At 70.8% G+C, this 13,673-nt stretch carries 6 protein-coding genes; 5 read left to right on the top strand and 1 reads right to left on the bottom strand.

The genetic code is table 11. The annotated features are described in order from the left end of the window. The 3 genes from glgB to malQ all read left to right on the top strand — a co-directional run bounded on the left by glgB (position 1) and on the right by malQ (position 6,729). Positions 1 to 2,274: a 1,4-alpha-glucan branching protein GlgB gene (gene glgB, locus EHF44_RS24325; protein ID WP_124686236.1), complete on the top strand. Its 2,274-nt coding sequence runs from the start codon at positions 1 to 3 to the stop codon at positions 2,272 to 2,274. 76 nt (positions 2,275 to 2,350) lie between these two features. Further along, positions 2,351 to 4,498 (top strand): glycogen debranching protein GlgX, encoded by a 2,148-nt coding sequence (gene glgX, locus EHF44_RS24320; protein ID WP_124686235.1) that lies wholly within the window; start codon positions 2,351 to 2,353, stop codon positions 4,496 to 4,498. After that, positions 4,495 to 6,729: a 4-alpha-glucanotransferase gene (gene malQ, locus EHF44_RS24315; protein WP_124686234.1), complete on the top strand. Its 2,235-nt coding sequence runs from the start codon at positions 4,495 to 4,497 to the stop codon at positions 6,727 to 6,729. The genes glgX and malQ overlap by 4 nt, the downstream gene beginning before the upstream one ends. 13 nt (positions 6,730 to 6,742) lie before the next feature. Here the strand turns inward: malQ and EHF44_RS24310 are convergent, their stop codons facing one another. Beyond that, positions 6,743 to 8,614, bottom strand: a complete 1,872-nt coding sequence (locus EHF44_RS24310; protein ID WP_124686233.1) for a hybrid sensor histidine kinase/response regulator — start codon at positions 8,612 to 8,614, stop codon at positions 6,743 to 6,745. A 593-nt stretch (positions 8,615 to 9,207) separates the two neighbouring features. Between EHF44_RS24310 and EHF44_RS24305 the strand changes: the two genes are divergently transcribed. Both EHF44_RS24305 and glgA read left to right on the top strand, forming a co-directional pair. Beyond that, on the top strand, positions 9,208 to 11,763 hold the full coding sequence (locus EHF44_RS24305; protein ID WP_253700367.1) for a glycogen/starch/alpha-glucan phosphorylase: 2,556 nt from the start codon (positions 9,208 to 9,210) through the stop codon (positions 11,761 to 11,763). 270 nt (positions 11,764 to 12,033) lie between these two features. Next, positions 12,034 to 13,632, top strand: coding sequence for a glycogen synthase GlgA (gene glgA / locus EHF44_RS24300; protein WP_172966174.1), 1,599 nt, complete (start codon positions 12,034 to 12,036; stop codon positions 13,630 to 13,632). The last annotated feature ends 41 nt before the right edge of the window (positions 13,633 to 13,673 follow it).

Here is a 13,673-nt window from a genome sequence, read left to right as displayed (position 1 = left end):
ATGGCAAGCAATGATGCCGCAACGCTCGCCGCACCGGCCCCCACGCTGCCCGGCCCGGTCATCGACGCGCTGCGGGAGGCCCGCCTGGCGGACCCGTTCGGCGTGCTGGGGCCGCACCGCGACGAACATGGCGTGGTGGTCCGCGCGATCGTGCCCGGCGCCGCCGCCATGCAGCTCGCCACGCGCGACGGCGAATTCGTTTCCGACATGACCCGGCTGCATGCCGACGGCGTGTTCGCGGGCCGCCTGCCCGACGCGGCGAGCGGCCAGCTATCGGCGGCCGACTATCGCCTGCGGATCCGCTGGCCCGACGGCAGCGAGCAGATCAGCGCCGACCCCTATGCGTTCGGCCTGCTGCTGGGCGAGCTGGACCTGCACCTGTTCAACGAGGGCCGGCACCTGGAACTGGGCAAGTGCCTGGGCGCCCAGTGCCTGACCATCGAGGGCGAACCCGGCGTGCGCTTTGCCGTCTGGGCGCCCAACGCCAAGCGCGTGTCCGTGATTGGCGACTTCAACGGCTGGAACGCGTCACGGCACCCGATGCGGCTGCGCCACGGCTCCGGCGTCTGGGAACTGTTCATTCCGCAAGGCATGGGCGTGGCGCCGGGCAGCCGGTACAAGTACGACATGACCGGCCCGCACGGCGAGGAACTGCCCGACAAGGCCGACCCGGTGGCGCAGGCCACCGAACTGCCGCCGGCCACCGCATCGGTGGTGGCGTGCGCCGGCCAGGCCGCCCCGCCGTTCCAGTGGAACGACGCGGCCTGGATGGAACAACGCGCCAAAACCGACCCGTACAGCGCGCCGATGTCGGTGTACGAGCTGCACGTGACGTCGTGGCAGCGCGCCGCCAACGACAGCGGCCGGGGCTGGGACATCCTGGCCGAACGGCTGGTGCCGTACGTGCGCGACCTGGGCTTCACCCATATCGAGCTGCTGCCGATCACCGAGCACCCGTTCGGGGGATCGTGGGGCTACCAGCCGCTGTCGCTGTTCGCGCCCACCGCGCGACTGGGGTCGCCCGAGCGCTTTGCCGCGTTCGTCGACCGCTGCCACCAGGCCGGCATCGGCGTGATCCTGGACTGGGTGCCCGCGCACTTTCCGACCGACCCGCACGGGCTGGCGATGTTCGACGGCACGGCGCTCTACGAGCACCAGGACCCGCGCGAGGGCTATCACCAGGACTGGAACACGCTGATCTACAACCTGGGCCGCAACGAGGTGCGCGGCTTCCTGCTGGCCAACGCGGTGCACTGGCTGGAGCACTACCATGCCGACGCGCTGCGCGTGGACGCCGTGGCGTCGATGCTCTACCGCGACTACAGCCGCGAGCCGGGCCAGTGGGTGCCGAACCGCTTTGGCGGGCGCGAGAACCTGGAGTCCGTGGCCTTCCTGCGCGAGATGAACACCGTGGTGCACCAGCGCTGCCCCGGCGCGCTGACCATCGCCGAGGAATCCACCGCGTGGCCCGGCGTCACGGCCAGCGTGGAATCGGGCGGCCTGGGCTTCAGCTTCAAGTGGAACATGGGCTGGATGCACGACACGCTGCGCTACCTGTCCCACGAGCCGGTGCACCGCCCGTGGCACCACGGCGACATGACGTTCGGCATGGTCTACGCGTGGTCCGAGGCGTTCGTGCTGCCGCTGTCCCACGACGAGGTGGTACACGGCAAGGGCTCGATGATCAACAAGGCGCCGGGCGACGACTGGCAGCGCTTTGCCAACCTGCGCGCGTACTACGGCTTCATGTGGACGCATCCGGGCAAGAAGCTGCTGTTCATGGGCGGCGAGTTCGCCCAGTGGCGCGAGTGGAACCACGACGACGAGCTGGACTGGGCGCTGCTGGACCAGCCGGCCCACCGGGGCGTCCATTCGCTGGTGCGCGACCTGAACCGCCTGTACCGCGAGCTACCCGCGCTGCATGCGATGGACCACCGGCCCGAAGGCTTCCAGTGGATCGTCGGCGACGACCAGCAGAACAGCGTGTTCGCCTACCTGCGCCGCGCCGCGCCCAACAGCGAGGAAGTGGTACTCGTCGTCGTCAACATGACGCCGGTGCCGCGCCACGGCTACCGGCTGGGCGTGCCGTTCGCGGGCACCTGGGAGGAATGCCTGAACACCGACGCCGAGATCTATGGCGGCAGCAACCTCGGCAACGGCGGCCAGGTGCGCGCCGAGGACACGCCGTCGCACGGGCAGCCGGCCTCGGTGTCGCTGCTGCTGCCGCCGCTGGCCGCGCTGGTCCTGCGCTACGCACCGGGAGCAAACGGTTGACGCCAGGGCGGCGTAGCGGGCGGGCGGCCCGGCCGGGCCACACAGAAGAACCAGAAGAAACGGAGGAGCAACACGCATGGCCAGCACTACCGTCGACCGCCTGCTGCCGGGCAAGCCCTATCCGCTCGGCGCGCACTGGGACGGGCTCGGTGTCAACTTCGCGGTGTTCTCCGCGAACGCCAGCCGCGTCGACCTGTGCCTGTTTTCCGCCAACGGCCGCAAGGAGGTGCAGCGCCTGCCGCTGCCCGAATGCACCGACGAGATCTGGCACGGCTACCTGCCCCACGCGCAACCCGGCCTGCAGTACGGGCTGCGCGCGTTCGGCCCGTACGATCCCACGCGCGGCCACCGCTTCAACCCGTACAAGCTGCTGCTGGACCCGTACGCCCGCGCGCTGAGCGGGCCGGTGCGCTGGTCCGACGCGCTGTTCGGCTACCGGCTCAACAGTCCGCGTGCCGACCTGACGCCCGACCGGCGCGACAGCGCGCCGACCATGCCCAAGGCCGTGGTGATCGACGAGAGCTTCAACTGGGGCGACGACCGCCCGCCCTGCGTGCCGTGGCCGACGACCTCGATCTACGAGGTGCACGTGCGCGGCGCGTCGATGCTGCGCGAGGACCTGCTGCCGCAGTATCGCGGCACGTTCGCCGCGCTGGCCGACCCGCGCTTCATCGAGCACCTGCTGCAGCTTGGCGTGACATCGATCGAGCTGCTGCCGATCCACGCCTTCCTGCAGGACCGCTTCCTGATCGAGCGCGGCCTGCGCAACTACTGGGGCTACAACACGCTGTCGTTCTTCGCGCCGGAGCCGCTGTACCTGTCCGGGCGCCAGCACCACGAGGTCAAGATCGCCGTCCGCCGCCTGCACGCGGCCGGCATCGAGGTGCTGCTGGACGTGGTCTACAACCACACCTGCGAAGGCAATGAACTGGGGCCCACGGTGTCGTGGCGCGGGCTGGACAACGCCAGCTACTACCGGCTGATCCCCGGCGACGAACGCCACTACATCAACGACACGGGCTGCGGCAACACGCTGAACCTGTCGCACCCGCGCGTGCTGCAGATGGTGATGGACTCGCTGCGCTACTGGGTGCAGACCTTCCACGTCGACGGCTTCCGCTTCGACCTGGGCAGCACGCTGGGCCGCGAGAGCAACGGCTTCGACCCCGGATCGGGCTTCTTCGACGCGATCCTGCAGGACCCGGTGCTGTCGCGCGTGAAGCTGATCTCGGAGCCGTGGGACCTGGGCCCCGGCGGCTACCAGGTGGGCAACCATCCGCCCGGCTTTGCCGAGTGGAACGACAAGTTCCGCGATAACGTGCGCCGCTTCTGGCGCGGCGACGCGGGCCAGCGCGGCGAGCTGGCGGCCCGGCTGACCGGATCGGCCGACCTGTTCGACCGCCGCCACCGCAAGCCGTGGGCCAGCGTCAACTTCGTCACCGCGCACGACGGCTTCACGCTGGCCGACGTGGTCAGCTACGCGCACAAGCACAACGAGGCCAACCACGAGGACAACCGCGACGGCAACGACGACAACGCCAGCGCCAACTGGAGCCCGGACGGCGCCGTGGAAGGCCCGACCGAGGACGACGCCATCCTGGAGACCCGCGGCCGCGTGGCGCGCGCGATGATGGCCACGCTGCTGCTGTCGCAGGGCACGCCGATGCTGACCGCCGGCGACGAATGGGGCCGCAGCCAGCAGGGCAACAACAACGCCTACTGCCAGGACAACGAGCTGTCGTGGCTCAACTGGGACGATGCGGCGCACCCGTCGAACGCGCCGATGCGCCGCGTGGTCAGCCGCCTGCTGGCGCTGCGCCGCCGCCTGCCCGTGCTGCGCGAGAACCGCTTCGTCCACGGCCGCTCGCAGCCGGCGCCGGGGCTGCCCGACATTGCGTGGTTCGGCCCCGACGGCAACGAGCTGAGCAGCGAGCAGTGGGCCAACCCCGAGGACCGCACGCTGGCGCTGCGGCGCGCGATGCACAGCCCCGAGGACGAGGTGGAGGCCATCCTGCTGTGCCTGAACGCCAGCGGCGAGGACGTGGTGTTCCGCATGCCCGTGCCCGGGGAGGACTGGCACCTGCTGTTCGACAGTACCGCACCCGACCTGGAGGACGAACCCGTGTCGCTCGATGACGAGGGCCGCCCCGCCTACCGGGTGCCCGCACGCGGCCTGGCCCTGCTGACGGCCGCCGTGCCCAAGGAAGAGGACATCCCACGATGAGCGAGCATGAATCGCTATGGCGCCTGGCCGAACGGGCCGGCCTGCAGGTGCGCTGGCGCGACGCCTGGAACAACCCGCAGCAGCTGTCCCCCGACGCGCTGCACACGGTACTGACCGCGCTGGAGCTGCCCTGCGGCACGCAGGGCGAGTGCGAGGCGTCGCTGGCGCGGCTGGCTGCCGATGACGGCGCGATGGCGCTGCCGCCACTGATCACGGCCGACCAGGGCCGGCCCGTGGCCGTGCCGTGGGCGCATACGGTGCCGCAGCGGCCCTATCGGCTGGAGCTGGAGGACGGCACGACCGTCGAGGGCGTGGCGCAACGCACGGGCGCCGGCACGATGGAGATCGCGCCGATCGACCAGTGGGGCTACCACCGGCTGCTGCTTGGCGACGTGGAAACCACGGTGGCGGTAGCGCCGCCGCGCTGCTTCGGCGTGGCCGACGCGCTGGCGGCGAACGGCCATGCCGACCGCACCGGCAAGCCCTGGGGCCTCGCCGTGCAGCTCTACGGGCTGCGCCGCGGCGCCGACACGGGCCTGGGCGACCTGACCACGCTGGCGCTGGCCGCCGAAGCCGCCGCGCAGGCCGGCGCCGATGCCATCGCGATCAACCCGCTGCACGCGGGCTTTGCCGCGCTGCCCGAGCGCTACAGCCCGTACTCGCCGTCGAGCCGCATCGTGTTCAACCCGCTCTACGCCGACCCGGCGCGCGTGTTCGGCCAGGATGCGGTCCACCAGGCCGTGGCGGCGCTGGGCATCGGCGCCGCGCTGGCCGAGGCCGAGCGCCGCACCGAGATCGACTGGCCCGCCACGGCCGCACTGCGGCTGCGGCTGTTCCAATGGCTCTGGCAGCACCACGACGCACTGCTGCCACCCGCGCAGAAGCAGGCGTTCGCGGCGTTCCGCGCGCGCGGCGGCAAGGCGCTGCTGGCGCACGCGACGTTCGAGGCCATCCAGGCCGAGCGGCTGGCCGCCGCCACCGACGAGGCGTCCGCGCGCGACGCCGCCGACTGGCGCCGCTGGCCCGCCACGCTGCAAAGCCCCGACGGCGCGGCCGCCGCGGCCATGGCGACGACCGGGGCGGACGCCCTCGGCTACCACGCATTCCTGCAGTGGCTGGCCGCCGACGGACTGGCCGATGCGCAGCGCCGCGCGCGCGACGCGGGCATGGCCATCGGCGTGATTGCCGACCTTGCCGTGGGCACCGATCCCGGCGGCAGCCATGCCTGGGCCCGCCAGACCGAGATCCTGAACGGCTTTCATGCCGGCGCGCCGCCCGACCTCTACAACCCGCTGGGGCAGGACTGGGGCGTGGCCGTGTTTTCTCCGCGCGGGCTGCGCCGCAATGGCTACGCCGCGTTCATCGAGATGCTGCGCGCCAACCTGGCCCACGCGGGCGGGCTGCGCATCGACCACGTGCTGGGGCTGGCCCGCATGTGGCTCGTGCCGGCCGGCGCGCCGGCCAGCGCCGGGGCGTACCTGAGCTTTCCGCTCGACGACCTGCTGCGGCTGGTGGCGATCGAGTCGTGGCGCCATCGCGCGATCATCATCGGCGAGAACCTGGGCACGGTGCCCGAGACGCTGAATGACGCGCTGGAGTCGCGCGGCGTGCTTGGCATCGACGTGCTCTGGTTCGTGCGCGAGGAGGAAGAGGAAGACGGCGCCGACGGCGACAACGTCGCCGCGCCGGCCACCGAGGCGCCGGCGTCTGCCACGCCCGACCCCGCGCCGTTCCTGCCGCCCGAGGCATGGCCCGCGCTGGCCGTGGCCACCACGACCACGCACGACCTGCCGACCATCGCGGGCTGGTGGGCCGGCAACGACATCGCGTGGCGCGCGCGGCTGCACCAGCTGGGCGCCGACGAAACCGAGGCGGGGCTGCTGGACGGCCGCGCCGCCGAGCGCGCAGCGCTCTGGCAGGCGATGGTCGACGCCGGCGCGGCCCAGGGCGAGGTGCCGCCCGCCGACCGCCCGCCGGTCGACGTCCTGCTCGCCTGGCTCCATCGCGCGCCCACGCCGCTGCGGCTGGTGCCGGTGGAAGACCTGCTGGCGCTGGCCGAGCAGCCCAACCTGCCCGGCACGGTGGCGGGCCATCCGAACTGGCAGCGGCGGCTCGATGCCGACGTACGCCACCTGTTCACGCGCGCGGACGTGGCGAGGCGCGTCGCCGCCGTGCGCGATGGCGCGGCGCTGGGCGCCGTCCGCGCCAACGGCGCCGATGCGGATGCGTGAGGGGGTGGCGCGGTCAGTGCCCGGCAGGATCGGCCAGCGCCTTGCAGAGCGCCTCGACGGTCAGCGGCTTGACGAGGTGCGCGTCAAAGCCGGCCGCGTCGGTGCGGCGCCGGTCGTCGGCGGAACTGCGCCCGGTCAGCGCGAAGATGCGGCACGTGGTGCCGGCCTCGCGCAGCACCCGCAGCACGTCGTAGCCGCTCATGTCGGGCATTTCCAGGTCCAGCAGCACCACGTCGGGCGCAAAGCCGCGCACCGCTTCCACGGCCTGCAGGCCCGAGTAGACCGGCTGCGCCGCATGGCCCAGCACGGTCAGCAGTTCCGCCATGCTGTCGGCCGAATCGGCGCTGTCATCGACGATCAGGATGCGCCGGCCCGCGCAGGGCGTGGCACTGGCGCGCGTGACACTGGCGCCGTCCATGTACACCTGCGGCAGCAGGATCGTAAACGTGCTGCCGCGCCCTTCGCCCCCGCTGCTGGCCTGGATGGCGCCGCCGTGCGCCTCCACCACGGCCCGCGCCAGCGCCAGCCCGATGCCGAGCCCGCTGCGGGCCGACTCGTCGCCCTCCTGCGCGAACAGGTTGAAGATGCGGTCCAGCGCCTCGGGCGCGATGCCGCGGCCGGTGTCGGCAATCGTCGTGATCACGTTGCCGCCTTCGGCCCGCACGCGCACGGTCACCGTGCCGCCGCGCGGCGTGTACTTGGTGGCGTTGCTGAGCAGGTTGGACAGCACCTGCTCCAGCCGCGCCGCATCGCCATTGACGAACACGGGCTCGGCCGGCAGCGACACCGCAAGCTGCTGGCTGGCGCCGTCCAGCGCGGGCCGCATGGCCTCCACGGCCGCGTTCATCACGTCGTGATACGGAATCGGCACCGGCTGCACCTTGAGCTTGCCCGAGGTGACGCGGCCCACGTCCATCAGGTCGCTCACCAGACGGGTCAGCAGCTGGAGCTGCCGGCCGATGATCTCGGCGCAGTGCCGGATGCGCTGGTCGCCGCCCGGCGTCAGCCGGATCACGTCGACGGCGTTGCGGATGGGCGCCAGCGGGTTGCGCAGTTCGTGCGCCAGGATGGCCAGGAACGACTGCACGCGGCGCCCGGCGCTCTCCAGGTCGGCCAGCCGCGCGGCGCTGGTGATGTCCTGCGCGGTCCAGAGCACGCCCGACACGCTGCCGCCGGCATCGCGCAGCAGCACCTGCCGCACGTGGCAGCGCACCAGCGAGCCGTCGTGCCGCTGCAGCCGCTGGTCGCCGGCCCACGCGCCGCTGGCACGCACGCCGTCCAGCGCGCCGGGCGTATCGCCGGACGGCACGTCGTGTTCGGAGTACAGCAGCGACAGCGGCTGGCCCACGGCCTCCTGCGCCGTGTGGCCGAACAGCGCCTGCGCGCCGGGGTTCCAGCTTCGGATCTCGCCCTCGGGGCCCAGTTCGCAGATGGCGCAGTCGTCCAGCGTATCGACGAGGTCCTGCCAGCGGGCCGCCATGCCGCGCGCGTATTCCTCGGCCGCGTACTGGACCGTGAAGTCGCGGTAGACCACGGCAAAGCCCTCGGGCGCGCCCTCGGCGGCGGGCACCGCCACGACCACGGCGCTCACGTAGAGCAGGCTGCCGTCCTGGCGGACGCGCCAGCCCTTGTCCTCGGCCCGGCCGTGCCGGCGCGCGGCGTCCAGCAGGCGCTCGGCATCGCCGGCGGCCACGGACTCGGGCGGGTGGAAGCGGGACATGGCGTGGCCGGTCACGTCGGCGGCGGCATGGCCGAGCAGGCGGCGGGCGGCGTCGGACCACGCCGAGACAAGCCCGTCCGCCGACAACGCGAAGACCGCGATGTCGTCGACCGCATCGAGCCATGCCGGCAACGGCACGCCGTCAATGCGCGTGTGCGTATCCATGGGAACGCTCCCTCATGTCTTGCTGTCGCTGCTTTTCTTGGAAGCAGTGGTTGCACCCCGGCGTCGCCGACGCAAGGGTGCCAGGCTTTCAATCATAGGCGCGAGCGCACGTACACGTGCCGGTCCTTCGCGCGAACACGCATGCAGAAACTACAACGGAACGTCTGGAATGTCAGCCAGGATTGCGCCCCGCCCCACGGACGGAGGGCGGCGGCGGATGCTTGTCGGGCAGGTTGCGCGCCGGCTGGTCGCCTTTTTCCTTGTTGTGGTCGGGACTCTGGTCCGGCCGGCGGTCTGGCCGGCGCACAGGGTCATGCGGAATGTGGGTCGCCATGGCGCGTCTCGGGTAGGTTGCAGGGATGGGAAGCCCCCTGCGTGCTGCAGATTTCATACCAGCACTGACAGCAGTGATTCTGCGTGCATCCGCCGCAAAACTTTTCTAGCCTGATCTAGCCTGAAGGATTTTCGCCCCCTTTGATCCGCCCAGGAGTCAAGTGATGACCGAAGCATCCCGGCTGCGGCCGGCTACTGCCGATGCCACCCTGTCCACCCCGGCATCCGGCCAGGAACATGTCGACGATACGCGCACGGCGATGTCCAGCGCCACCATCCGGCACGCGTTCCTCGATCACGTGTTTTATACGCAAGGCAAGCTGCCCGGCCACGCCAGCGGCAACGACCTGTACCAGGCGCTGGCCCATACCGTGCGCGACCGGCTCGTGCAGCGCTGGATCAGCACGGCCGAGACCTACCAGAACCAGCCGTCGCGCACCGTCGCCTACCTGTCGGCCGAATTCCTGATGGGCCCGCACCTGGGCAACAACCTCGTCAACCTTGGCATCTTCGACGAGGTCCGCGCGGCGATGACCGCGCTGGACCTGGACCTCGACGACATCCTGGCCCACGAGGAAGAGCCCGGCCTGGGCAACGGCGGCCTGGGCCGGCTGGCGGCCTGCTTCATGGATTCGCTGGCCACGCTGGAGATTCCCGCACTGGGCTACGGCATCCGCTACGAGTACGGCATCTTCCACCAGAACATCATCGACGGCCAGCAGGTGGAAACCACCGACACCTGGCTGCGCCACGGCAACCCGTGGGAGATCCAGCGCTCCGAATGGGCCGTACAGGTCCGGCTGGGCGGCCATACCGAGCACTACACCGACGACCGGGGCCGCTACCGCGTGCGCTGGGTGCCCGAGAAGACCGTGGTGGGCGTGCCGTTCGACTCGCCGATCCTGGGCTACCGCGTCAACACGGTCAACACACTGCGGCTGTGGCGCGCCGAAGCCACCGAGGCGTTCGACTTCCACACGTTCAACCGGGGCGACTACCTGGGCGCGGTCAGCAAGAAAGTGACGTCCGAGAACCTGACCAAGGTGCTCTACCCCAACGACGAGACCCAGCAGGGCAAGGAGCTGCGGCTCGAACAGCAGTATTTCTTCGTCGCCTGCTCGCTGCAGGACATGCTGCGCCTGATGGCCTCGCATGGCATTCCCGTCACACGCTTTCACGAGAAGTTCGCGGTCCAGCTCAACGACACGCACCCGGCGGTGGGCATCGCCGAGCTGATGCGGCTGCTGATCGACGACCACGACCTGGCCTGGCACGACGCCTGGCACATCACGCGCAACGCATTTGCCTATACCAACCACACGTTGCTGCCCGAGGCACTGGAACAGTGGCCGCTGGAACTGTTCCGCCGCATCCTGCCGCGCCACCTGGAAATCATCTACGAGATCAACGCCCGCTTTCTGGACGAGGTGCGCATCGGCTTCTACGGCGACGAGTCGCGCGTGGCCCGGCTGTCGCTGGTCAACGAGCAGGGCGGCCGTTACGTGCGGATGGCGGGGCTCGCGTGCGTGGGCAGTCACGCGATCAACGGCGTGGCCGAGCTGCATTCGCGGCTGATGCGCGAGGACGTGCTGCAGGACTTCTACGCCATGTGGCCCGAGAAATTCACCAGCATCACCAACGGCGTGACGCCGCGCCGCTGGCTGGCGCTGTCCAACCCGCGCATGACGCAGCTGGTCAGCGACGCCATCGGCGACGGCTGGATCAAGGACCTCGACCAGCTCCGCGCGCTGGAGCCGTACGCCGACGACGCAGGCTTCCGCGAGCAATGGCAGGCCGTGCGCCGCGCCAACAAGCGCGACCTGGCCCAGCTGATCCGCGACTGCACCGGCGTGGTGGTGAACCCGGACTCGATGTTCGACGTGATGGTCAAGCGCATCCACGAGTACAAGCGCCAGCACCTGGCCGTGCTGCACATCATAGCGCTCTATCACCAGATCAAGTCCAGCCCCAACGCCGACGTGCCGCCGCGCACGTTCCTGTTCGCCGGCAAGGCGGCGCCGGGCTACCACTACGCCAAGCTGATGATCCGCTTCATCACGTCGGTGGCCGACGTGGTCAACCGCGACCCGCAGGTGCGCGACCGCCTGAAGGTGGTCTTCCTGCCCAATTTCAACGTCACGTACGGCCAGAAGATCTACCCGGCGGCAGACCTGTCCGAGCAGATCTCGCTGGCCGGCAAGGAGGCGTCCGGCACGGGCAACATGAAGTTCGCCATGAACGGGGCCATGACGATCGGCACGATGGACGGCGCCAACATCGAGCTGCGCGACGCCATCGGGGCCGACAACTTCTTCCCGTTCGGGCTCAACGCGTCGGAGGTCTACGCGCTGCGCGCCGCCGGCTATCACCCGTCCAGCTATTACGAGTCCAGCCCCGAGCTGCGCGCCGTGGTGGACCTGATCCAGCACGGCTTCTTCTCCAAGGGCGACGCGGCCGTGTTCCGGCCGCTGTTCGAGGGGCTGCTGCAGCACGACCCGTACATGCTGATGGCCGACTTTGCGTCGTACCTGCAATGCCAGCGCGAGGTATCGGCCGCCTACGCCGACCAGGACCGCTGGCAGCGGATGTCCGTGCTGTCGTCCGCCCGCTCGGGCCGCTTCTCGTCGGACCGGGCGATCCGCGAATACTGCGAACGGGTCTGGCATGTCGATCCGGTGCCGGTCTGCCTGCTGCACCGCGCCAGCGGCCACGTGCAGGGCCCGCGCCGGGGCGGGGACGGCGCCAGCGGCACCGGCGGCACGGCTGGCAACACGTCATCCAGCGTGGCCGGCGGCTTCAGCGAGCGCTGCCAGTAGCGCGTCCGGCGGCGCAGCGCTGGAACAGCGCTTTGCAGATTCTCGGCACGCCGCCGGGCCCGCGGCAGTTTCTACAACGGCACGGGCAGCTTATACACCGCCGTTGCCACGGACGCCCGTAACCGTGGTGGTGGCGCCAGCGTGGAGGCCGATTGTTGCGCGGCACAAGAGCTGGCACAAAGTTCGCATAGCCGTTGCCCTGCGCCGTGTCCTCGATGGCGCATTCCTCCAAAGCACCCGGTAACGACACCAAAAATGCGGGAGTTCTCCTTGAACGCGAATACCTTATTTGTGGCGGCTGAAGCCCAGCCCCTGGCCAAGACCGGCGGGCTTGCCGATGTGGTGGGCGGCCTGGCGCAGGCGCTGCAACAGCGCGGCAGCGACGTCACGATCCTGATGCCCGGCTATCCCCGGGCGGTGGCCGCCGCGCGCGACGTGCGCAGCCTGGGCGCCATCCGCCTGCCGATGGCCCTGCCGCCCGGACACAGCCCGGCGCGCCTGCTCCAGGGCCTGATGCCCGACGGCGTGCGCGTGGTATTCCTCGACTGCCCGTCGCTGTACGACCGTCCCGGCTCGCTGTACGTGGATGCCACCGGCCGCGACTTCTGCGACAACGCCCAGCGCTTTGCCGCGCTGGCCCACGCCGCCACGGCCATCGCCGCCGGCGAGACGCCGCTGCCGGTGCCCAGCCTGGTCCATGCCCATGACTGGCATGCCGCGCTGACGCCACTGCTGATGCACCTGCGCGGGCTGCGCATCCCCACGGTCTGCACGATCCACAACCTGGCCTTCCAGGGCGTGTTCCCGATGGAGACGGCCGGCGCGCTGGGCCTGCCCGCCGAATGCCTGACGCCGGACGGTATCGAGTTCTGGGGCAAGATCAACTTCCTGAAGGCGGGCATCCGCTACGCGGACCGCGTGACCACGGTCAGCCACACCTATGCGCGTGAAATCCTGACGCCGCATTTCGGCCACGGGCTCGACGGGCTGCTGGCCCACCGCGCCGACGTGCTGGGCGCGATCCCGAACGGCGTCGACGTCGACGCCTGGTCGCCGCGCACCGACCGCCTGCTGCCGCAGCGCTACGACGTACGCAACATGACCGGCAAGCGCGCCTGCAAGGCTGCGCTGCAGGCCCGCCACGGGCTGCCGGTGGACCCGGACCGCCCGGTCATCGCCATGGGCAGCCGCCTGACTCATCAGAAAATGGCCGATGTGGCGCTCGACGCCATCGCGCTGACGCTGGAGACCGATGCCGACGCCCAGTTCGTGGTGCTCGGCTGCGGCGACCCGAAGCTGGAAGCGGCCTACACGGCGCTGGCGCAGCGCCATCCGGGCCGCGTCGGCGTGACCATCGGCTACCGCGAGGAAGACGCCCACCTGCTGCACGCGGGCGCCGACATCCTGCTGCACGGCAGCCGCTTCGAGCCATTCGGGCTGACGCCGGTCTACGCCATGCGCTACGGCACCGTGCCGATCGTCTCGCGCGTGGGCGGCCTGGCCGACACCGTGCGTGACGTGGGCGACGAAGCCATGCCGGCCGCGCGCGCCAACGGCATCGTTTTCGACGGCGATTCGGCCGAAGCCATGCGTGCCGCCATCGTCCGTGCACTAGGATGGTATGGCCGCCCACGCTACTGGCGCAGCCTGCAACGGACCGGCATGCAGACCGACTTCAGCTGGGAGGCGCCGGCCCGCCAGTACATGGCGATGTACGGCGCGCTGTCGCCGGCACTGGCCGACCTGCCCGTCATCGCCCCCGTGGTGGAAGAGGCGCCGGCCCGGCCCGTGCGCAGCCGCCGCCCCGTGGTGGTGGCCGAGCCGCCGGTGCTGTCGCCGGCCGACGCTGGCGCGGCATCCCCGGCATGACCGGCATGACCGGCATCCGGCGTTCTGCATGGCGATTTGCG

The sequence above is a fragment of the Cupriavidus pauculus genome, from assembly GCF_003854935.1.
Lineage (GTDB): Bacteria > Pseudomonadota > Gammaproteobacteria > Burkholderiales > Burkholderiaceae > Cupriavidus > Cupriavidus pauculus_C.
The sequence above is the reverse complement of the archived record's forward strand: the minus strand, read 5'-3'. Positions and strand labels throughout refer to the sequence as shown.